The sequence below is a fragment of the Sphingomonas sp. 2SG genome, assembly GCF_005503285.1.
Taxonomy (GTDB): Bacteria; Pseudomonadota; Alphaproteobacteria; order Sphingomonadales; family Sphingomonadaceae; genus Sphingomonas; species Sphingomonas taxi.
This window is the reverse complement of the sequence record NZ_SCMZ01000003.1, coordinates 43,198-63,999: the sequence shown is the minus strand read 5'-3', so window position 1 is coordinate 63,999 and position 20,802 is coordinate 43,198. Positions and strand designations below refer to the sequence as shown.

Sequence of the window (20,802 nt, the reverse complement as noted above, 5' to 3'; positions counted from 1 at the left end):
GTCAGGCGGCCTGCCGGATCGGTTGATCGCGATGCGGCGCGTAGAAGTCGGCGAGCATGCGCTTGACCACCGCGGCGTCGGGCTGCTGGTTGACCGCATTGCGGAACTCGGCGGAGCCGGTCAGCCCCTTGGTGTACCAGCCGATATGCTTGCGTGCCATGTTGACCCCGGTGACGTCGCCATAATGGTCGAGCATCGCATCGTAATGCTCGGTGATGACGCGATATTGTTCGTCGAGCGACGGGTCGGGACGGCGGTTGCCGGTGGCGAGAAACTCCATCACCTGGCCGAGCAGCCACGGGCGGCCATAGGCGCCGCGGCCGATCATGATGCCGTCGGCGCCCGACTGGTCGAGCGCGGCGACGGCGTCGTCGATCGTGCAGATGTCGCCGTTGGCGATCACCGGGATCGTCACCGCATCCTTGACGGTGCGGATGAAGCGCCAGTCGGCCTGGCCCTTGTACATCTGGTTGCGCGTGCGGCCGTGGACGGTGATGAGCTGCACGCCGAGATCCTGTGCGATGCGCGAGAGTTCGGGCGCGTTGAGGCTGTCGAGATCCCAGCCCATCCGCATCTTGAGCGTGACCGGCGCCTTGACCGCCTTGACCACCGCATCGACGAGTTGCGCGGCGAGCTTGAGGTCGCGCATCAACGCCGAACCGGCATCGCCGTTGGTGACCTTGCGCACCGGGCAGCCCATGTTGATGTCGATGATCGCGGCGCCGCGATCCTCGGCGAGCTTCGCCGCCTCCGCCATCTCATAGGGGGTGCAGCCGACGAGCTGCATCGAGACGGGCTCTTCGGACAGATGCCACGCCGCCTTCTGGATCGACTGGCGCGTCTCGCGGATCGCCGCCTGACTGGCGATCATCTCGGTGACGTTGAGACCCGAGCCGTAGCGGCGCACGAGCGTGCGGAACGGCATGTCGGTGACGCCGGTCATCGGCGCCAGGACGACGGGCTGGTCGATCCGCACGGGACCGATCTGGATGGGCGTGAGAGCTGCCATGATCTGCCTGAAAATTGGGCATCTCCCTAGCGGCTTGCGGCGGTGCTGGCAAGGTTGCGGGCGGGCGGCTAGAGCGACGCGATGACGGATCGACCTTCGACGACGGCGCTGATCGTGGCGGCGGGCAGCGGCTCGCGTGCCGGCGGCGCGCTTCCCAAACAATATGCTATGGTGGCGGGCAAACCGCTGGTCGCGCATGCCTATGCCGCCTTCGCCGGGCACCCGGCGGTGGGCGAGGTGGTGGTGGTGATCGCCCCCGGCGCCGAAGCGCTGGCGGCGGCGGCGTTGGGCGGGGTGCGCACCGTGGTCGGCGGCGCGACGCGGCGCGAGTCGGTGGCGCGCGGGCTGGCGGCGGTGAGCGGCGCGCGCGTCCTGGTGCACGATGCGGCGCGGCCGTTCGTGCCGGCGGCGGTGATCGACCGCGTGCTGGCGGCGCTCGACGAGGCCGAGGCGGCGATGCCGGTGCTGGCGGTGGCGGATACGCTGGTACGCGACGGCGCGGTGGTGCCGCGCGACGGCCTGGCGCGCGTGCAGACGCCGCAGGGCTTCCGCACCGACTCCTTGCGCGCGGCGCATGCCGGCTGGCCGGCGGGCGACGAGGCGACCGACGACGCGCAGATGGTGCGGCGGCTTGGCGGGAGCGTCGCTTTGGTGCAGGGCGATGCGATGCTCGACAAGGTAACGCATCCAGACGATTTCGCCGCCGCAGAGGCGCGTGTGACCCGGGAGACGCGCAGCGCGTCGGGGTTCGACGTGCACCGGCTCGAGGCGGGCGAGGAATTGTGGCTCGGCGGGGTGCTGATCCCGCACGACAAGGGGCTGTCCGGCCATAGCGACGCCGACGTCGGCCTGCATGCGCTGACCGACGCTTTGCTCGGGACGATCGCGGCGGGGGATATCGGGACGCACTTTCCGCCTTCCGACCCGCAGTGGAAGGGGGCCGATTCCGCGCAATTCCTCCAGCATGCCGCGACGCTGATCGCCGACAAGGGCGGCCGGATCGACTTCGTCGACCTGACGCTGATCTGCGAGGCGCCCAAGATCGGGCCGCATCGCGAGGCGATGCGCGCGCGGATCGGTGCGCTGCTCGGCCTGAGCGAGGATCGGGTGAGCATCAAGGCGACGACGACCGAACGGCTCGGCTTCACCGGCCGCGGCGAGGGCATCGCCGCGCAGGCGGTCGCGACCGTGAGCCTGCCGCGATGAGGGCGCTGGTCGCGATCGTCGCGCTGCTCGCCGCCTCGTCGGCCGAGGCGCAGACGCGCTGCATCACCACGCCCGAGGCGGAGGCGATGACGCTCGTCGCGTTGCCCGACATCATCCAGCAGACCGGGATCATCTGCACGACGCGCCTCCCCTCCTCCAGCCTGATCCGGCGGACGGACGGCGAGTTTCTCGGCCGCTATCGCGACGCCGCGGACCGTGCCTGGCCGAATGCGCGCGCGGCGATCGTCAAACTGTCCGATCCGATGATCGATTCGCTGCTCCAGTCCGAATTCGCGCGGCCGCTGCTCACCGCGGCGCTGGCGCCGTTGCTGGTCGGGCGGATCAATCCGGCGGATTGCGGGACGATCGACCGCTTCGTCACCCAGCTCGCGCCGCTGCCGCCGCAGAACACCGCGGGGGTGATCGTCACCACCCTGCGCTATTTCAAGGCGGAGAAGGCGAAGGGCAAGGCGATCGCGGTGCCCGACCTGCCGCTCTGCCCGGAGGGCCAACGCTGATGGACACCGTCCTTCCCCGCGAGCTGATCGAGGCGGCGACCCGCGTCGTCGAGGCGAACCGCGCCGCCGGCCGCACGATCGCCGTCGCGGAAAGCTGCACCGGCGGGCTGGTCGCCGCGGCGATCACCGAGGTGCCGGGCTCGTCCGACGTGTTCGGTGCGGGCTTCGTCACTTATTCGAACGACGCCAAGATGAAGCTGCTCAAGGTGAACAGCGACGTGCTCGAGACGTTCGGCGCGGTGTCGATCGCAGTGGCATGGAGCATGGCGCAGGGCGCGCTCGCCAACAGCGGCGCGGACGTCGCGGTGGCGATCACCGGCGTCGCCGGGCCGGGTGGCGGATCGATCAAGAAACCGGTCGGCACCGTCGTCTTCGCGCGCGCCGAGAAGGGCGGCGATCCGTCCGACGTCCATGCCGATCGCAAGGCGTTCGGCGATCTCGGCCGCGGCGGGATCCGGCTTCAGGCGGCGCTGGTCGCGCTCGAACTGCTGCTGCCGTAGAGGACCTTGGCGCGATCCTCGAACGCGCCGATCATCCGGCGCAGCGCGACGCCGAACACCTGCCCCGCCAGCATCTCGAACATCCGGTTCTTGAACTGGAAGTCGACCGCGAAATCGACCGCGCAGCCGCCCTCCTCGGGGCGGAAGCGCCAGTCATTGTGCAGATATTTGAGCGGCCCGTCGACATATTCGACATGGATCGTCTCGGCACGCGTCTTCTCGACCTTCGAGGTGAAGGTCTCGCGCAGCCCCTTGAAGCCGACGATCATGTCGGCGAGCGTCGCGGTGTCGCTGTCCTGGCGCACGCGCATCGCGCTGACCCAGGGCAGGAACTCCGGGTAGCGCTTCACGTCGGCGACCATGTCGAACATCTGCTCCGGCGTGTAGGGCAGATGGCGCGTCTCGGAATGTTTAGGCACGAACGCTCGCGGTCGGCGCGACCGCGCTCTGGGCGAGCTTGGCGGCACGGGCATCGCGCATCTTCGCGAAATCGTCGCCGGCGTGATAGCTCGACCGGGTCAGCGGCGACGAGGCGACCAGCAGGAACCCCTTGGCGCGCGCAATCGCGGCATAGCTGTCGAACGCCTTGGGCGTGACGAATTCGGCGACCTTGGCGTGGCGCGGCGTCGGCTGGAGATACTGGCCCATCGTCAGAAAATCGATGTCGGCCGAGCGCATGTCGTCCATCACCTGATGCACTTCGAGCCGCTGTTCGCCGAGGCCGAGCATCACGCCGGACTTGGTGAAGATCGACGGGTCGAGCTTCTTGACGCTCTCCAGCAGGCGGATCGACGCATAATAACGCGCGCCGGGCCGGATCGTCGGATAGAGCCGCGGCACCGTTTCCAGATTGTGGTTGTAGACGTCGGGACGCGCCGCGACGATCGCCTCGACCGCCGCCTCGTGCTTGTTGCGGAAGTCGGGTGTCAGAATCTCGATCGTCGTCTTCGGGTTCGACCGGCGGATCGCCTCGATCACCTTGACGAACTGCTTCGCGCCGCCGTCGGGCAGATCGTCGCGATCGACCGAGGTGACGACGATATGTTCGAGGCCCATCTGCGCCGCGGCATCGGCGACGTTATTGGGCTCCATCGGATCGACCGCACGCGGCATGCCGGTCTTGACGTTGCAGAAGGCGCAGGCCCGCGTGCAGGTGTCGCCGAGGATCATCACCGTCGCATGCTTCTTCGACCAGCATTCGCCGATGTTCGGACAGGCCGCCTCTTCGCAGACGGTGGTCAGGCTTTTCGAACGCATCAATTCGCGCGTCGCGGCGAAGCCGGCGCTGGTCGGCGCCTTGACGCGGATCCAGTCGGGCTTGCGCAGGCGTTCCGGACGGGCGAGCGGGGTCATCTCGTTCATGATCCGCGAGATAGCGACTCCCGGGTTTGTGAACAACCGTCATGCCGTTTGTGAAGAAGCTTTGCCCGCCGCGCGTCGGGGGGACCCTCCCCGCAAATATGCGTTATAGCAGCCGAAACGGACACATGATGGAGGTACAATGACCGATTTCGCCGATATGGTCGAAGGCTATCGCCGGTTCCGCGCCAAGGGCTGGACCGAGCAGCGCGAGCGCTGGAGCCAGCTCAGCCAGGGCCAGGACCCCAAGGTGATGGTGGTCGCCTGTTCGGACAGCCGCGTCGACCCGATGCAGATCTTCGACGTCGCGCCGGGCGAGATCTTCACGGTGCGCAACGTCGCCAACCTCGTGCCGCCGTTCGAGACGAGCAAGGGTTATCACGGCGTCTCCGCCGCGGTGGAATTCGCGGTGACGCAGCTCGAGGTGCCCGAAGTGGTGGTGATGGGCCACGCCTCGTGCGGCGGTTGCGCCGCGGCGCTGTCGGGCGGGTTCAAGGACAGCAAGCCGGGCGAAGGCGGCTTCATCTCCGACTGGGTCGGGCTGCTCGACGATGCGCGCGACAAGGTGAAGGCGGAGTTCGGCGACGGCGCCGATGCGAAGCGCGAACTGGAGCATGAAGCGGTGCGGGTCAGCATCGCCAACCTGCGCACCTTCCCGTTCGTCGCGGACCGCGAGGCAGCGGGTACGCTCAAGCTGCGCGGGGCGTATTTCGCGATCGCCGACGGCCAGCTGCACGTGATGGACGACGACGGGGTGTTCGCACCGGCGTGACGAGGTGATTCAGCCCTCGCCCGGGCGGGCAGGGCAATCGCAGTTGACCGTTTGGAGTATAGCGACGGCATTCCTATTCCGTCATGCCGGACTTGATCCGGCATCCCGCTTCTTCGCACCGTCCGGAGAAGCGGGACCCCGGATCAAGTCCGGGGTGACGGAGTCTTTTGGAATGTCGTCCGAATCCTACAGACGGCCAAATGCGACAGCCTTGCCCTGACGGGAGGATTTATAAGGCGCGCGCGTAGATGAAGTCGTCGCACAGCGTCGCGCCGACCCGGTACTGGCGCCGGCCGGCGATCGCGAAGCCCTGTCGTTCGTAGAAGCGCCGCGCGCGATCGTTGCCGCCGTAGACGCCGAGGAGCAGGCGGGTCCTGCCCATCGCCCGCGCGTCGTCGACCGCGCGCATCATCATCGCCTGCCCGAGGCCCGAGCCATAAGCGGCCGGCAGCGTGTAGATGCGGCGAAGTTCGATATCGCCCGCACCGATCGTCAGCGGCAAATCGGGCGTGGTGAGCAACGTATAGCCGACCGGCGCGGCGCCATCGGGATGCTCGGCGAGCGTCACCACGCTGGCCGGATCGTTCGTCCATGCGGCGAAGCGCTCGGCCGAACTGTTCTTCGCGACATGCGCGACGATGTCGGCACCGTCGAGGATGCCGGCGAAGGTGGTGAGAAAGCTTGCGGCCGCCACCAGTGCGACCGCGGGCGCATCCTCCGGGGACGCGCGCCGCAGCCGCCAGGTCATCAGCCGACGATCTCTTCGGGCTTGAAGAAATAGGCGATCTCGATCTCGGCATTCTCGTCGGAATCCGAGCCGTGCACGCTGTTCGCCTCGATCGACTCGGCGAGTTCCTTGCGGATCGTGCCGGGCTCGGCGTTCGCCGGATTCGTCGCGCCCATGATGTCGCGGTTGCGCTGCATGGCATTCTCGCCCTCGAGCACCTGCACGACGACCGGACCGGAGATCATGAAGCTGACGAGGTCGTTGAAGAACGGACGCTCGCGGTGGACGGCGTAGAAGCCCTCGGCCTGCTCGCGGGTCATCTGGATGCGCTTGGACGCGACGACGCGCAGGCCGGCCTCTTCGAGCATCTTGGTGACCGCACCGGTCAGGTTGCGGCGGGTGGCATCGGGCTTGATGATCGAAAAGGTACGGTTCGCGGCCATGATGGTCACGGGCTCCTGTCTTGAACGGGCGGAAAGTGGCGCCGCCCTAGTCGGGGGGCGCCGGCTTTGCAACCGCTTCGGCGGGGCCGGGAAACCAGCGCCGGACCGGGACCTAGGCCGCCTGTTCCCAGCGGCCGGCGTCATTCTGTTTCCAATAGCGCCGCTCGACGCCGTCGCGACCGCCGAGCGCGCGCCACGCGTCGCGCGCCGGGCGGATGAACTCGTCTTCGAAGACATGGAAGGCGCGGTCGAAGTCGAGCGCGGCGTCGCGCCATTCGCCGTCGACCAGCGCGACGTAGCGGGCGCCGTTCGCGGCGCGAACCTCGGGTGCGATGAGGATCGGCTGGCGGGCGTCGTCGCCGGCGCCGAGTTGGGCGTGCGGCAGGAAGCTGTCGGGCCGATAGACCCAGAGCAACCGGTCGAGTTCGGCGCGCTGCTCGTCGCGGCCGCTGACGATCAGCAGCCGGTTGCCGGTCTCGACAACCTTCGCGGCGATCTGCGGCAACGCACGGTCGAGCGGGGTTGCGGTGAGATGGTAGAAGTCGACCTGCATCGGGCCGGGGTAGCGTGGCGGTGGAGCGGCGTCACCCCTTGCGGTGATGGATGCGTGGTCGCGTATCGAGCACGGCCGTCCCATTCGGGCCGTGAGGTTGGCCACGCGCTTTCCGTACCCACTCCGTCACCCCGGACTCGTTCCGGGGTCCACCTCGCGGCGAGGGGAACGGCTTGAGGCGACCCCGTTCTCCTGCGGCCCGGTGGACCCCGGAACGAGTCCGGGGTGACGGGTAGCAGGTGGAGCCCGATCGAGCCTCGCTGCCGCCGCCGTAGGCGGTTGCTCGTCGGTTCTGCCCCTCCCGTCCAAAGAGGGGCGCAACGGCGGTCAGGCTTCGAAATGGTCGGCGATGGCGCGGTCGAGGAGGCGGACGCCGTAGCCGGTGGCGCCCTTGTCGTAGGTGGCGCCGGCCTTGTCGCTCCACACCATGCCGGCGATGTCGAGATGCGCCCAGGCGACGCCCTCGTCGACGAAGCGCTGGATGAACTGCGCCGCGGTGATCGAGCCGGCGCCGCGCGGGCCGACGTTCTTCATGTCGGCGATCGGCGAGTCGATCAGCTTGTTGTAGGCGTCCGACAACGGGAAGCGCCACAATTTGTCGCCGGTCGCGAGGCCGGCGGCGAGCAGCGTGTCGGCGAGGCCGTCGTCATTGGCGAAGACGCCGCCATATTCGTTGCCGAGGCTGACGATCATCGCGCCGGTCAGCGTGGCGAGATCGATGATCGTCTTCGGACGGAAGGTCTTCTGCGTCCAGGTGATCGCGTCGGCGAGGACCAGCCGGCCCTCGGCATCGGTGTTGAGGATCTCGATCGTCTGCCCCGACATCGAGGTGACGACGTCGCCGGGACGCTGCGCATTGCCGTCGGGCATGTTCTCGACGAGGCCCATCACGCCGACGACGTTGAGCTTCGCCTTACGCGCGGCGAGCGCCTTCATCGTGCCGGCGACCGCGCCGGCGCCGCCCATGTCCCACTTCATGTCCTCCATGCCCGCGCCTGGCTTGAGCGAGATGCCGCCGGTGTCGAAGGTCACGCCCTTTCCGACCAGCGCGAGCGACGGATCGCCCTCGCCCGCCCCGTTCCACTTCAGCGCGAGGATGCGCGCCTCGCGCACCGAGCCCTGGCTGACGCCGAGCAACGCGCCCATGCCGAGTTCGGCCATCTCCGCCTCGTCGACGATGATGATCTCGAGCCCCAGCCCCTCGACGCTGGCGCGGACCTGTTCGACGAAGCTTTCGGGATAGAGGATGTTGGGCGGCGCGGCGACGAGGTTGCGGGTGAGGTCGAGACCCTGGGTGACCGCATGCTGCGCCGCCCAGGCGGCGTCGGTGTCGGCGGGGGCGCCGACGATGGTCAGCGTGGCGAGCGTCGGCTTCTGCTTTTCGGGCAGCTTGGTGCGATATTGGTCGAAGCGCCACGCGCGCTGCGCGGCGGCGGCGGCGAAGCGCGCGGCGGCCTTCGCGGTCGGGCTGGCGGCGGAAAGATCGGTGGTAACCTCGGTGGCGCCGGAGGTGAGCAATCTCGCGACGAGCGCGCCGCCCGCTTTCTCCCAATCCGCCTCGCCATTGGCACCGACGCCGAGCAGCAGCACCTGGCGCGTGGCGTCGCCCTCGGCGACGAACAGCTCGACGATCGCGCCGGCCTCGCCGTCGAAGCGCGCGGCGCGGGCCGCGGCGGTGGCGAGCGCTTGATGCCCGTCGCCGAGCCCCGCCCAACTGGCGCGGCCGGCGAGATCCTTCTCGATCGGCAGCGCGAGGATCGCAGGGGCAGTGGAAGCGGCGGACGAGAAGGCGATCTGCATATAGGGTGACTTCCTGGGACGAGAACAGGCGCATGATCTAAGGTCGCCGGGCGGCAAGCACAACGATTGCAGCGCCGCGCGGGTGATGCGATAGGCGGGCGTGGGTGCGGCACCGTTCAGGGCGGGGCCGGCCACGCCGAAAGGGTATTCGGATAATCGTGTTGCGTTTCGACCTTATGGCCGGCTGTGCGCTCGCCGCGGCCCTTCTCGTCGCACCGGCGGCGGCGCAGGACCTGCAGAACCGCCCGGTCGCGCCGCCACCGGCGAGCGATCCCGCCTTGGCGACGCCCGCCGGCGACGATCAGGTGCAGTTCAGCGCCGGCAGTCTCGACTATGACAGCAATGCCGACATGGTCACCGCGCTCGACGAGGTGCGGATGTTCCGCCAGGGCGACCGGCTGCGCGCCGACAAGGTGGTGTGGAACCGCAAGACCGGCAAGGTCGTCGCGACCGGCAACATCGCGGTCACCAATCCGCAGGGCGACGTCGCCTACGGCGATTCGATCGAGCTGACCGATTCGCTCAAGGACGGGGTCGTCCAGAACATGCTGGTCGTGCTCGAACAGGGCGGCCGGATGGCGGCGGAGCGCGGCACGCGCCGCATCGACGGCTCGATGCAGCTCGACAAGGCGGCGTATACGCCGTGCGCGGTGCAGACCTCCGAAGGCTGCCCGAAGACGCCGTCGTGGCAGATCACCGCGGTGCGGATCACCTATCGTCCCGATCGCGAGCGCGTCTATTTCGGTGGCGGCCAGTTCCACCTGTTCGGCCTGCCGGCGCTCCCCCTGCCCGCTTTCTCGATGCCGGTCGGTGGCGGATCGGAAAGCGGCCTGCTCGCGCCCGACCTTCAGCTCGACCGGGTCAACGGCCTCGAACTGGTGACGCCTTATTATTTCCGGCTGGCGCCCAACAAGGGGCTGACGCTCACCCCGCACGTCTTCTCCGCTGTGCTGCCGATGATGCAGGCGCGCTACGAGGCGCTCGGCACCAACGGCGCCTTCCAGGTGACCGGCTACGTCACCGAGAGCCGGCGCAGCGACGATCTCAACACGGTGACGCCGACCGATACCGAACGCGCGTTCCGCGGCTATATCGACGGCATCGCGCGCTACCAACTGACCCCCAATTGGAGCGTCAGCGGATCGGCGCGCATCGCCAGCGACCGCACCTTCCTGCGCCGCTACGACATCTCGCGCGACGACCGGCTGCGCACCACCGCCTCGCTCGAGCGGATCGATCCCAACACCTATTTCGCGCTGACCGGCTGGTACATCCAGACGCTGCGGGTCAACGATCCGCAGGGCAACCAGCCGATCGCATTGCCCGAGATGGACTTTCGCAAGCGGATCGATCTCGCCGGCGGCAAATTGCAGTTGCAGGCGAACACGCTGGCGATCACCCGCACCGAGGGACAGGACACGCAGCGCGCGTTCGTCGCCGGGCAATGGGACCTGCGGCGGCTGACCAACTGGGGCCAAGAGGTGACGTTCACCGCCTACGCCCGCGCCGACGCCTACAACACGCACGATTCGCTGCTGACGACGGTCGCCAGCTATCGCGGCATCGACGGCTTCCAGGCGCGCGCGATCGGCGCGCTGGCGGCGGACATCAAATGGCCGTTCGTCGGCGAGTTCCTCGGCGGCACGCAGCGGCTGACGCCGCGGCTGCAGATCGTCGCCAGTCCCAAGGTCGCCAATCTCGACGTGCCCAACGAGGATGCGCGCGCGGTCGACCTGGAGGATTCGAACCTGTTCGCGCTCAACCGCTTCGCCGGCTACGACCGGTGGGAGGACAGCAGCCGCGCCACTTATGGCGCGGAATGGGCGGTGGCGGTGCCCGGCGTGACCTTCGACACGGTGATCGGCCAGAGCTATCGCCTGTCGGAGCGCCCGACGATCCTGCCGAGCGGCACCGGGCTCAGCGACCGTTTCTCCGACTTCGTCGGGCGCACGACGCTGCGCATCCGCGACTTCGTCTCGATCATCCACCGCTACCGGCTCGACAAGGACGGCCTTGCGGTGCGCCGCAACGAGGTGGATGCGACGATCGGCTCGCGCTCGACCTATGTCCTTGCCGGCTATCTAAGGCTCAACCGCAACATCTTCCCGGCGATCGAGGATCTCCAGGATCGCGAGGAGGTGCGGCTCGCCGGCCGGGTGCAGTTCGCGCGCTTCTGGTCGGTGTTCGGCTCGACCGTCATCGACCTCACCGACCGCAGCGAGGACCCGCAGTCGCTGTCCGACGGCTTCGATCCGATCCGCCACCGGCTCGGCGTCCAATATGAGGACGACTGCCTGCGGCTCGGCATGACGTGGCGGCGCGATTATCAGGATACCGGCGACGCGCGTTCGGGCAACAGCTTCCTGTTGACGCTGGCCTTGACCAACCTCGGTCGCTAAGCCGCAGTTCAGATGGATCGGGGCATGACCGGAACAGGCGTCGTGCCCGATGCGCGACGCCGAGCTTTGGGGTAACGGAAGAACGTGACGCAGAACAATCGACGCAGCGCCCGGATCGGTCGCACCATGAGCTGGCTCGCGCTGGCGGCGATCGCCACCGGCGCGGTCGCGCAGACGGTGCCCGACCAGCAGGTGCCCGAGACCAACCTCAACATCCCCACCAATCTGCAGATCTTCGGCAAGCTCGACCCCAACGTGCGCAAGCCGACCGCGATCGTCAACGACACGGTCATCACCGGTACCGACGTCGACCAGCGGCTGGCGCTCACCGTCTTCAACAACGGCGGCCGCGGCCCGGCGGCGGAGCAGGTCGACGAGTTCAAGTTGCAGATCCTGCGCCAGCTGATCGACGAAACGCTGGAGATCCAGGAGGCGAAGACCGCCGAGATCACCGTCACCGCGGCCGAGCTCGACCAGAGCGAGGCGGGTCTCGCCAAGCGGTTCAACATGACCGTGCCGCAATTGCGCGTCGCGCTGCGCAAGGCCGGATCGTCGGAGCGGTCGCTGCGCCGTGCGATCGAGGGCGAGCTCGCCTGGAGCCGCTATCTGCGCCGCAAGATCGAGCCGTTCGTCAACGTCGGCGACGAAGAGGTGAGCGCGATCCAGAAGCGGATCGAGGCGTCGCGCGGCACCGAGGAATATAATCTGCGCGAGATCTACCTGAGCGCGAACGACGCCAACCGCGCCGAGGTGTTCGCCAAGGCCAAGCAGATCATCGGCGAGATCCAGAAGGCACAGCAGCCGTTCGAGCTGTTCGCGCGCAACTATTCGGAAGCGTCGACGCGCGGCGTCGGCGGCGATCTCGGCTGGATCCGGCTGGTGACGCTGCCGCAGCCGCTCGCCGATGCGGCGCAGCAGATGCAGGTCGGCCAGGTCGCCGGCCCGATCGAGACGCCGGGCGGCTTCTCGATCCTCTACCTCACCGACAAGCGCACGATCGGTGCCGCCGACCCGCGCGATGCGCGGCTCAGCCTGAAGCAGCTCACCGTCGGCTTCCCCGCCGGCACGACTCAGGCGCAGGCGCAGGTGCGCGCCGCGACCTTCGCCAAGACGGTCCAGTCGATCCAGGGCTGCGGCACGGTCGAGAAGGTCGCCGCGACGATCGGCGCCGAGGTGGTCGACAACGATTCGGTCCGCATCCGCGACCTGCCGCCGCAGTTGCAGGAGATCCTGCTCAAGCTGCAGGTCGGCCAGGCGACCCCGCCGTTCGGCTCGCCGACCGAGGGCGTGCGCGCGCTGGTGCTCTGCGGTCGCGACGATGCGCAGCAATCGGCGGTGCCGGGTGCGGCGCAGATCCAGGGCCAGCTCGAACAGCAGCGTGTCAATTTGCGCGCGCAGAGCAAGCTGCGCGATCTGCGCCGCGACGCGGTCATCGAGTATCGTTGACATGAGCCAGGCGCCGCTCGCGATCACGATGGGCGATCCCGCCGGGATCGGACCGGAGATCGTCGCCAAGAGCTGGGCGGTGCGGGCGCTGCGCAGCCTGCCGCAGTTCGCGCTCGTCGGCGATCCCGCTGCGGTGCGGCGGGTGTGGAGCGGGCCGGTCGAGGCGATCGACGATCTCGATGACGCTGCGGCGGTATTCGACCATGCGCTGCCGGTGCTGGCGGTCGGCGATGCCGGACCGGTGACGCCGGGCGCGCCCGAGGTCGGCGGTGCGAAGGCGGCCTTGCAGGCGCTGGAACGGTCGATCGCCTTGGTCCGCAGCGGCGCGGCGCGGGCGCTGGTTACCGGACCGGTATCCAAGGCGCAATTGTACGGCATCGGCTTCAACCATCCCGGCCAGACCGAATTCGTCGCCGAACGCTGCGGCATCGCCGCGGAGGATGCGGTGATGATGCTTGCCGGGCCGAGCCTGCGCGTCGTGCCGATCACCGTCCACGTGCCGCTGGCGCAAGTGCCGTCGTTGCTGTCGGTCGAGCTGATCGTCGCCAAGGGCCGCGCCACGGCGCTGGGGCTGACCCGCGATTTCGGGATCGCCGCGCCGCGGCTCGCCTTCGCCGGGCTCAACCCGCATGCCGGCGAAGGTGGTGCGATCGGGCGCGAGGAGATCGACATCCTCGCACCGGCGATTGCGCAGCTGCGTGACGAGGGGATCGACGCGACCGGGCCGTTCCCCGCCGATACGCTGTTCCACGCACGAGCCCGCGCCGGCTATGACGCGGTGCTCTGCTGCTACCACGATCAGGCTTTGGTGCCGATCAAGACGCTGCATTTCGACGAGGGCGTCAACATCACGCTCGGCCTGCCGATCGTGCGGACCTCGCCCGATCACGGCACCGCCTTCGACATCGCCGGCCGCGACGAGGCGCATCCCGGCGCGATGATCGCGGCGATCGCGCTGGCGGGTCAGGCGGCGGACCGGCGCGCGCGGGCATGACCGACGCTCCTGCGGGCGGCAAGCTGCCGCCCCTGCGCGAGGTGATCGCGCGCTACGGGCTCAACGCCAGCAAGGCGCTGGGCCAGAATTTCCTGTTCGACGGCCAGTTGCTGGCACGGATCGCGGCGGTGCCGGGGGATCTCGATGGCGCGGAGGTGCTCGAGGTCGGGCCGGGGCCCGGCGGGTTGACCCGCACGCTGCTGGCGGCGGGGGCGAACGTCACCGCGATCGAGCGCGACCGGCGCTGCATCCCGGCGCTGGCGGAACTAGGCGAGGCCTATCCCGGCAAGCTGCGCGTGATCGAGGGCGACGCGCTGGCGGTGGATGCGCCGGCGCTGTTCGCCGGGCGGCCGCATATCGTCTCCAATCTGCCCTATAACGTCGGCACTGCGTTGCTGGTCGGCTGGCTGACCGCGGAATGGCAGCCGTGGTGGCAGTCGTGCACGCTGATGTTCCAGAAAGAGGTCGCCGAGCGGATCGTCGCCTCGGCGAACGACGACGCCTACGGGCGGCTGGCGGTGCTGAGCCAATGGCGCTCGTCGGCGCGGATCGCGATGCCGGTACACCGCTCGGCCTTCACCCCGCCGCCCAAGGTGATGTCTGCCGTGGTGCATATCGTGCCGGGCGAGGCGCCGGAGGGGGTCGAGGTGCGCGTGCTGGAGCGAATCACCGCGGCGGCGTTCGGCCAGCGACGCAAGATGCTGCGGCAGAGCCTGAAGGGCGTGCCGGGGGCCTTGGCCGGGCTGGAGCAGATCGGGATCGATCCGACGCGACGGGCGGAGACGGTGAGCGTCGACGAATTCGTCGCGCTGGCGCGGGTGGTGGGCGGCGCGAGTTGAGCCTAGAGGCCCAACGCGTGCCACACCGAGCCTCTCCTATGGCTGCGGTATGAGGCTTGATCGGTTCCCTAATTAGATCCGTCACCCCGGACTTGTTCCGGGGTCCACCGGGCCGCAGGAGAACGGTGTCCGCTCAAGCCTTTCTCCTCGCCGCGGAGTGGACCCCGGAACAAGTCCGGGGTGACGAGGTGGGTTTGGAACACGAGGGACTCACACTAACAACCATATGCGGTCCCCCGCCCCGTGCCGGGCGTTTATTCCTTCGGCGCGGTCGGCTTGGTTTCGGTCTGCGCGGTGGTGACCGGCGGTCCCTTGGCGATCGCTGCCGCCAGCTGGTTCGCCTCCGGGCAGCCGGCCTTGCAGAGCGTGCGGATCTTTGCGAGATTGGTCTTGGCGATCGCCACCGCACCCTTCGCGACCAGCGCCTCGCCCTGCCCGCGCAACGCGACGACGTCATTGGGTTCGAGCGTCAGCGCCTCGCGGTACAAGCGGATCGCCTTGCCGGGCAGGCCACGGCTCTCGGCGACCTCGGCAAGCGTGACGAACGCCTGACGGTTGCGCGGATCGACCGCGACCGCGGTCTCGAGCAGGTCGGTCGCGCCGTCGAGATTGCCGGCCGCTTTGGCGGCGCGGCCCTGCGCCAGCAATTGCAGCGAGCGCGCGTCGATCTGGTCGTCGGGTCGCTGGCCGCTGAGCGAGGTCGAGACACAGACGAGGGTCAGCGCAGCGGCAAGAGCGACGGACGTAACGCGCATGAAGGTCTCCACTGGGGGCACGGCTGCCGGATTAGCAGGGGCGGGTCAGCCGCGCGACAAAAAAGCCGTCGGTGTCGTCGCTTGCCGGATCGAGCCGATAGCCCTTTCCGCGCGGCGTGCCGGCGGGCAGATCGAGCGGCGCGGCGGTCCAGCCGGGATGATCGGCGAGGAAGGCGTCGACCTGATCCATGCCCTCGGCATCGAGCAGCGAACAGGTGATATAGACCAGAGCGCCGCTGGGCCGGACCAGCGCCGCGCCGACGGCGAGGACGTGCCGTTGCTGCGCGGCAAAGCCGGCGAGCCGGTCGGGCGTCAGCCGCCAGCGTGCCTCGGGATTGCGCCGCCACGTGCCCGTGCCCGAGCAGGGCGCGTCGATCAGCACGCAATCGGCGGCGTCCTGCCAGTCGGCGAGCGCCTCGGCTTCGCGCCGGGGGTCGAGCAGCCGCGTCTCGACGATGGTCACGCCGGCCCTGGCGGCGCGGGGCGCGAGGCGCGACAGGCGGCCGCGGTCGATATCGGCGGCGAGAATCTGCCCCTCGTCGCGCATCGCCGCGGCGAGCGCGAGCGTCTTGCCGCCGCCGCCCGCGCAGAGATCGACGATCCGCTGGCCGGGCTGCGCCAGCGCCGCGAGGCTGACGATCTGGCTGCCGGCGTCCTGCACCTCGGCCTGACCGGCGAGCGTGTCGATATTGGTGCCGGCGGGCAGCCGCAGCGCGTCGGGCAGACCGGGAATCGGTGTACCGCCGAGCCGTTCAGCGAGCGTCGCCGGATCGGCGAGCAGCCGGTTGACGCGTACGTCGAGCGGGGCGCGACCGATCAACGCCGCCTGCTGCTCCGCGCCGATCCCCGAGGCGGCGAGCGCGTCGGCGAGCCAGGCGGGCATGACGCCGCCGGGGGCCGCGCCCTCGCCGGCGGCGATCGGTGCGGGGCCGTGCGTCGAGCCATCGAAGGTGGCGGCGATCGCCGCGTCGTCGGCGGCGACCGCGAGCAGCGCGGCACGGCCCGAGGGGGGCACTTCGCCGGCGCGGCGGATCGCGGCATAGACGAGCTCGCGCACCGCGCGGCGGTCCTTCGACCCGGCGTAGCGGCGGGTGGCGAAATAGCGCGCGATGAGCGTGTCGGCGGCGGCGCCACCGCCGCGCGCCGCGGCGATGACCGCGTCGAGCAACTCGATCGCGGCCTGGGTGCGGGCGGCGGGGGTCACTTAGCGGGTCGGGTAATTGGGGGCTTCCCGCGTGATGGTGACGTCGTGGACGTGGCTTTCCTTGAGCCCGGCGCCGGTGATCTGGACGAATTGCGCGCGCTTCTGCAGATCGGGGATCGTCGCCGAGCCCGTATAGCCCATCGCCGCCTTGATGCCGCCGACGAGCTGGTGGATCACGTCGCGCGCCGGCCCCTTATAGGCGACCTGCCCCTCGATCCCCTCGGGGACCAGCTTCATCTGGTCCTTGATGTCGCCCTGGAAATAGCGGTCGGCCGAGCCGCGGCCCATCGCGCCGACCGAACCCATGCCGCGATAGCTCTTATAGGCGCGGCCCTGATATAGGAACGTCTCGCCCGGCGCCTCCTCGGTGCCGGCGAGCAGCGAGCCGACCATGCAGGTCGAGGCGCCCGCCGCCAGCGCCTTGGCGAGGTCGCCCGAGGTGCGCAGGCCACCGTCGGCGATCACCGGCACGCCGTGCTTGGCGGCGGCTTCGGCGCAATCCATCACCGCGGTGAGCTGCGGCACGCCGACACCGGCGACGACGCGGGTGGTGCAGATCGACCCCGGGCCGATGCCGACCTTGATGCCGTCGGCACCGGCGTCGATCAGCGCGCGCGTCGCCTCGCCGGTGGCGACGTTGCCGGCGACGACCTGCACCGAGTTGGAGAGCTTCTTCACCCGCTCGACGGCGCGCGCGACGTCGCGATTGTGGCCGTGCGCGGTGTCGATGACGATCAGGTCGCATTCGGCGTCGACCAGCGCCTCGGTCCGTTCGAACCCCTTGTCGCCGACGGTGGTCGCGGAGGCGACGCGCAAGCGGCCGGAGGCGTCCTTGGTCGCGGTGGGATAGGTCACCGCCTTCTCGATGTCCTTGACGGTGATGAGGCCGACGCAGCGATAGGCCTCGTCGACCACCAGCAGCTTCTCGATGCGGCGCTGGTGGAGCAGCACGCGCGCCTCCTCCTGCCCGACGTCGGTCGAGACGGTGGCGAGATTGTCGTGCGTCATCAGCTCGGCGACCGGCTGTTTGGGATCGCCGGCGAAGCGGACGTCGCGGTTGGTGAGGATGCCGACGAGCTTGCCGTCGCGCTCGACCACCGGAATGCCGCTGATCTTGTGGTGCGCCATCAGCGCCTGCGCCTCGCCCAGCGTCGCGGTCGGCGCGATCGTGATCGGGTTGACCACCATACCCGATTCGAACCGCTTGACCTGGCGCACCGCGGCGACCTGTTCCTCGATCGACAGGTTGCGGTGGAGCACGCCGATGCCGCCCAATTGCGCCATGACGATCGCCATGTCCGCCTCGGTCACCGTATCCATCGCCGAGGACAGGATCGGGATGTTGAGCGCGATGCCGCGCGTCAGCTGCGTGCGCGTGTCGGCGGTGCTCGGCAGGATGTCCGACTCGCCGGGTACGAGCAGAACGTCGTCGAAGGTGAGGCCGAGCCGGATGTCCAAGGTGCCGTTTCCTCGCGGGAGGGATAAGTGGCGGGCCATGTAACCGCAGCGCAGCATCTGCGCTAGAGGGCGGCGAGATGCGCCGCGACGTATTCCGTCACCACGCCGACGAGCGAGCCGCCGAAACGCGGGTTGAGTTCGAGGATGCGCAAGGCGCCCTCCTCCCATTTGTAGTTGAAGCAGCAGGTGCCTTCATAGCCGAGCGCTTCGAGGATCGCGGTGCAAGGGCCAAGCGCCGGGCCGGGATCGGCGGGGGTGATGCTCGCCGGGCGATCGACCGCGCCGCGGACGCCGAGCGGCTGGCCCATGTCGTAGCGATAGGCGACCTGGAAGCGGATCGCGCCGCCGACGCGGAGCAGGTGGAGGACGTATTCGTCGGCACCGGCGACCGCGCGCTGGCGGAAGACGTCGGGATGATCGCTGCCGTCATCCTCGCCGGGACCGCGGATCATCGCGCAGCCGAGGCCGAAATCGCCGCGCCGGGTCTTGCGAATATAGGGATAGTCGGTCGGCCGCGCGCCGAGCAGCGTGGGCACGGTGTCGCCGAAGCCGTGATCGATCAGCCAGAGGTTGAATGCCAGTTTGTCGTCGCACAGCGCGACGAGGTCGGCGGTCGGGAGCACCGCGCGCCCGCCACGCGCGCCCTCGATCTGCCCGACGCGCAGCGGCACGACGAGATCGAAGCGCGACAGGTCGACCGCGTCGAAGGGGGCGAAGCTCGCCTCGTACCGATGATGATCGATATGGCGGGCGATCGCGGGCATCTGCGTGGGATGGTTGCCGAAAAGAATGCGCTGCATGGTGACCTTTGTCGGACGTCGAGCTGTGCTAGGATCGTGCAACGGCGTAGGGATTCGCGCCGGCGGGAGGGCTCATGGGTATCACGATTGCTGCATTCGCACTGGTCCTGGTGCTGTTCTATCTGTTCACCAGCATCAAGATCGTCCGGCAGGGCTATCAATATACGATCGAGCATTTCGGCCGCTACACCGCCACCGCAAGCCCGGGCTTCAACTTCTACCCCGCCTTCTTCTACCGGGTGGGGCGCAAGGTGAACATGATGGAGCAGGTGATCGAAATTCCGGGTCAGGAGATCATCACCAAGGACAATGCGATCGTCTCGACCGACGGCGTGGTCTTCTTCCAGGTGCTCGACGCGCCGAAGGCGGCCTATGAGGTGTCGGACCTGTATGTCGCGTTGCTCCAGCTCACCACGACCAACCTGCGCACGGTGATGGGATCGATGGACCTCGACGAAACGCTGTCGAAACGCGACGAGATCAACGCGCGGCTGCTGTCGGTCGTCGACCATGCGACGGTGCCGTGGGGGGTCAAGATCACCCGTGTCGAGATCAAGGACATCCGCCCGCCCGCCGATATCGTCACCGCCATGGGCCGGCAGATGAAGGCGGAGCGCGAGAAGCGCGCCAACATCCTCGAAGCCGAGGGCACGCGGGCGTCGGAGATCCTGCGTGCCGAAGGACAGAAGCAGGCGCGCATCCTCGAATCGGAAGGGCGCAAGGAATCCGCCTTCCGCGACTCGGAGGCGCGCGAGCGTGCCGCGGAAGCCGAGGCGAAGGCGACGCTGGTGGTGTCCGAGGCGATCGAGCGCGGCGGGACGCAGGCGATCAACTATTTCATCGCGCAGAAATACGTCGAGGCGATCGGCAAATTCGCGACCAGCCCCAATGCCAAGACGATCCTGTTCCCGGTCGAGGCGACGCAATTGATCGGGACGCTCGGCGGGATCGGCGAACTCGCCAAGGATGCGCTCGGCAAGGCCCCTGCCCCGACCGCCGCCACCGGGGCGGCCAGGCCCGAGGTGAAGCGCGGGCCGTTCGAACTGCCGCCGGCGTGACGCTGGACACGATCGGCGGAGCGGGCGGCGCGTGGCTGATCGCGGCGCTGCTGCTCGGGATCGCCGAGCTGGTGATCCCCGGCGTCTTCGCGGTGTTCCTCGCGATCGCCGCGGCGGTGGTCGGCGTCGCGGTGCTGGTGTTGCCCGGCCTGCCGGTGGCGGCGCAGATCGTCGCCTTCGCGCTGTGGAGCATCGTCACCGTCCTGATCGGCAAGCGCTGGTACGTGGATTTTCCGGTGCCGAGCAGCGATCCGCAGCTCAACGACCGCGTCGCGCGGCTGATCGGCACCACCGCGGTGGTACAGGTGGCGATCGGCCCCGAGGGCGGCCGCGTCGTGGTCGGCGACGGATCGTGGCCGGCGCGCGGCGTGGTCGCGGAGGCCGGCGCACGGGTGCGGATCGTCGCGATCCGCGACGGTATCGCGATCGTTGAGCCGGCGGGCGGTTAATTCGCTGCGCACCACGCTTGCCGGGTGTAAGCGGCACGGCGATCTGCTATATGGAACCTGTGACCCAGAGCATCCCCCACAGCTTCCCGATCGGCATCGATCCCGCCGACATCGATTTCATGGGGCACGTCAACAACGCGAGCTACCTGAAGTGGGTACAGGACGCCGTGGTCAGCCACTGGCAGAAGCTCGCGCCGGCGGAAGCGGTCACCGCGCATCTGTGGGTCGCGCTGAAGCATGAGATCACCTACCGCAAGCCGACCTTCCTCGGCGACGACGTGATCGCGACGGTGCTGCTCGAAAAGGTACAGGGCGCGCGTGCCTTCTATGAGACGGTGATCCGGCGCGGCGAAGAGGTGCTCGCCGAGGTCAAATCGAGCTGGTGCTGCCTGGATGCGGAAACGTTGCGGCCGGCACGGCTAGCGCGTGAGATCGTCGAGCAATTCTTCCAGCGGGGCGATGGGCCGTTGCCGGCGGCGGGGCCGGTCGAGCGCGGCTGACCGGGGTCGGGGC

Annotated in this window: 22 protein-coding genes; 11 read left to right on the top strand and 11 right to left on the bottom strand. The window is 68.9% G+C overall.

From position 1 onward, the window contains the following. Position 1: 1 nt before the first annotated feature. A complete protein-coding gene (gene dusB / locus FFS23_RS02435) occupies positions 2 to 1,009 on the bottom strand; it encodes a tRNA dihydrouridine synthase DusB (RefSeq protein ID WP_137897310.1) in 1,008 nt (335 codons plus the stop codon). An 81-nt stretch (positions 1,010 to 1,090) separates the two neighbouring features. On the opposite strand from dusB, the gene FFS23_RS02430 reads away from it, so the two are divergent. Genes FFS23_RS02430 through FFS23_RS02420 form a run of 3 tightly spaced genes read left to right on the top strand, consistent with a single transcriptional unit; the run spans position 1,091 to position 3,233 of the window. Beyond that, a complete protein-coding gene (locus FFS23_RS02430; protein ID WP_137897309.1) occupies positions 1,091 to 2,215 on the top strand; it encodes a bifunctional 2-C-methyl-D-erythritol 4-phosphate cytidylyltransferase/2-C-methyl-D-erythritol 2,4-cyclodiphosphate synthase in 1,125 nt (374 codons plus the stop codon). Beyond that, positions 2,212 to 2,733 carry a hypothetical protein gene (locus FFS23_RS02425; protein WP_137897308.1) on the top strand — a complete coding sequence of 174 codons (522 nt, stop codon included), beginning with the start codon at positions 2,212 to 2,214 and terminating at the stop codon, positions 2,731 to 2,733. Before FFS23_RS02430 ends, FFS23_RS02425 begins: the two co-directional genes overlap by 4 nt. Further along, positions 2,733 to 3,233 carry a CinA family protein gene (locus tag FFS23_RS02420; protein ID WP_038659336.1) on the top strand — a complete coding sequence of 167 codons (501 nt, stop codon included), beginning with the start codon at positions 2,733 to 2,735 and terminating at the stop codon, positions 3,231 to 3,233. Before FFS23_RS02425 ends, FFS23_RS02420 begins: the two co-directional genes overlap by 1 nt. Here the strand turns inward: FFS23_RS02420 and FFS23_RS02415 are convergent. Both FFS23_RS02415 and lipA read right to left on the bottom strand, forming a co-directional pair. Then, positions 3,194 to 3,652 carry a type II toxin-antitoxin system RatA family toxin gene (locus tag FFS23_RS02415; protein ID WP_137897307.1) on the bottom strand — a complete coding sequence of 153 codons (459 nt, stop codon included), beginning with the start codon at positions 3,650 to 3,652 and terminating at the stop codon, positions 3,194 to 3,196. The two genes, FFS23_RS02420 and FFS23_RS02415, sit on opposite strands and share 40 nt — an antisense overlap. Then, a complete protein-coding gene (gene lipA, locus FFS23_RS02410) occupies positions 3,645 to 4,595 on the bottom strand; it encodes a lipoyl synthase (RefSeq protein WP_137897306.1) in 951 nt (316 codons plus the stop codon). The genes FFS23_RS02415 and lipA overlap by 8 nt, the downstream gene beginning before the upstream one ends. A 139-nt stretch (positions 4,596 to 4,734) precedes the next feature. On the opposite strand from lipA, the gene FFS23_RS02405 reads away from it, so the two are divergent. Further along, positions 4,735 to 5,364: a carbonic anhydrase gene (locus FFS23_RS02405; RefSeq protein ID WP_137897305.1), complete on the top strand. Its 630-nt coding sequence runs from the start codon at positions 4,735 to 4,737 to the stop codon at positions 5,362 to 5,364. 229 nt (positions 5,365 to 5,593) lie between these two features. Here the strand turns inward: FFS23_RS02405 and FFS23_RS02400 are convergent, their stop codons facing one another. From FFS23_RS02400 to FFS23_RS02385, 4 genes are all read right to left on the bottom strand, one after another. Beyond that, positions 5,594 to 6,112, bottom strand: coding sequence for a GNAT family N-acetyltransferase (locus FFS23_RS02400; protein WP_171009326.1), 519 nt, complete (start codon positions 6,110 to 6,112; stop codon positions 5,594 to 5,596). Beyond that, positions 6,112 to 6,534 carry a nucleoside-diphosphate kinase gene (ndk, locus tag FFS23_RS02395; protein WP_038659321.1) on the bottom strand — a complete coding sequence of 141 codons (423 nt, stop codon included), beginning with the start codon at positions 6,532 to 6,534 and terminating at the stop codon, positions 6,112 to 6,114. The genes FFS23_RS02400 and ndk overlap by 1 nt, the downstream gene beginning before the upstream one ends. A gap of 112 nt (positions 6,535 to 6,646) precedes the next feature. Beyond that, positions 6,647 to 7,087: a DNA polymerase III subunit chi gene (locus tag FFS23_RS02390; protein WP_137897303.1), complete on the bottom strand. Its 441-nt coding sequence runs from the start codon at positions 7,085 to 7,087 to the stop codon at positions 6,647 to 6,649. Between the two features lie 327 nt (positions 7,088 to 7,414). Next, positions 7,415 to 8,887 (bottom strand): leucyl aminopeptidase, encoded by a 1,473-nt coding sequence (locus FFS23_RS02385; RefSeq protein ID WP_137897302.1) that lies wholly within the window; start codon positions 8,885 to 8,887, stop codon positions 7,415 to 7,417. Positions 8,888 to 9,063: 176 nt separating this feature from the next. On the opposite strand from FFS23_RS02385, the gene FFS23_RS02380 reads away from it, so the two are divergent. The 4 genes from FFS23_RS02380 (at position 9,064) to rsmA (ending at position 14,565) form a co-directional block, all read left to right on the top strand. Continuing rightward, on the top strand, positions 9,064 to 11,286 hold the full coding sequence (locus FFS23_RS02380) for an LPS-assembly protein LptD (RefSeq protein ID WP_171009332.1): 2,223 nt from the start codon (positions 9,064 to 9,066) through the stop codon (positions 11,284 to 11,286). A gap of 126 nt (positions 11,287 to 11,412) precedes the next feature. Next, positions 11,413 to 12,732, top strand: a complete 1,320-nt coding sequence (locus FFS23_RS02375; RefSeq protein WP_245640824.1) for a peptidylprolyl isomerase — start codon at positions 11,413 to 11,415, stop codon at positions 12,730 to 12,732. Between the two features lies 1 nt (position 12,733). Further along, positions 12,734 to 13,726: a 4-hydroxythreonine-4-phosphate dehydrogenase PdxA gene (gene pdxA, locus FFS23_RS02370; protein WP_137897300.1), complete on the top strand. Its 993-nt coding sequence runs from the start codon at positions 12,734 to 12,736 to the stop codon at positions 13,724 to 13,726. Then, positions 13,723 to 14,565: a 16S rRNA (adenine(1518)-N(6)/adenine(1519)-N(6))-dimethyltransferase RsmA gene (gene rsmA, locus FFS23_RS02365; protein ID WP_137897299.1), complete on the top strand. Its 843-nt coding sequence runs from the start codon at positions 13,723 to 13,725 to the stop codon at positions 14,563 to 14,565. Before pdxA ends, rsmA begins: the two co-directional genes overlap by 4 nt. Before the next feature lie 254 nt (positions 14,566 to 14,819). On the opposite strand, the gene FFS23_RS02360 is transcribed toward rsmA, so the two are convergent. From FFS23_RS02360 to FFS23_RS02345, 4 genes are all read right to left on the bottom strand, one after another. Next, positions 14,820 to 15,320: a tetratricopeptide repeat protein gene (locus FFS23_RS02360; RefSeq protein WP_137897298.1), complete on the bottom strand. Its 501-nt coding sequence runs from the start codon at positions 15,318 to 15,320 to the stop codon at positions 14,820 to 14,822. Between the two features lie 31 nt (positions 15,321 to 15,351). Then, positions 15,352 to 16,524, bottom strand: a complete 1,173-nt coding sequence (locus FFS23_RS02355) for an RsmB/NOP family class I SAM-dependent RNA methyltransferase (protein WP_137897297.1) — start codon at positions 16,522 to 16,524, stop codon at positions 15,352 to 15,354. Next, entirely contained in the window at positions 16,525 to 17,982 is a 1,458-nt protein-coding gene (guaB, locus tag FFS23_RS02350; RefSeq protein ID WP_038659300.1) for an IMP dehydrogenase, read from the bottom strand. 62 nt (positions 17,983 to 18,044) lie between these two features. Beyond that, on the bottom strand, positions 18,045 to 18,782 hold the full coding sequence (locus tag FFS23_RS02345) for an ATP-grasp domain-containing protein (protein WP_137897296.1): 738 nt from the start codon (positions 18,780 to 18,782) through the stop codon (positions 18,045 to 18,047). Positions 18,783 to 18,856: 74 nt separating this feature from the next. Between FFS23_RS02345 and FFS23_RS02340 the strand changes: the two genes are divergently transcribed. Genes FFS23_RS02340 through FFS23_RS02330 form a run of 3 tightly spaced genes read left to right on the top strand, consistent with a single transcriptional unit; the run spans position 18,857 to position 20,789 of the window. Next, positions 18,857 to 19,840: an SPFH domain-containing protein gene (locus tag FFS23_RS02340; RefSeq protein ID WP_137897295.1), complete on the top strand. Its 984-nt coding sequence runs from the start codon at positions 18,857 to 18,859 to the stop codon at positions 19,838 to 19,840. After that, entirely contained in the window at positions 19,837 to 20,289 is a 453-nt protein-coding gene (locus FFS23_RS02335; protein WP_038659292.1) for an NfeD family protein, read from the top strand. Before FFS23_RS02340 ends, FFS23_RS02335 begins: the two co-directional genes overlap by 4 nt. Before the next feature lie 59 nt (positions 20,290 to 20,348). After that, complete coding sequence (locus tag FFS23_RS02330; protein ID WP_137897294.1) at positions 20,349 to 20,789, top strand: acyl-CoA thioesterase; 441 nt, start codon at positions 20,349 to 20,351, stop codon at positions 20,787 to 20,789. The last annotated feature ends 13 nt before the right edge of the window (positions 20,790 to 20,802 follow it).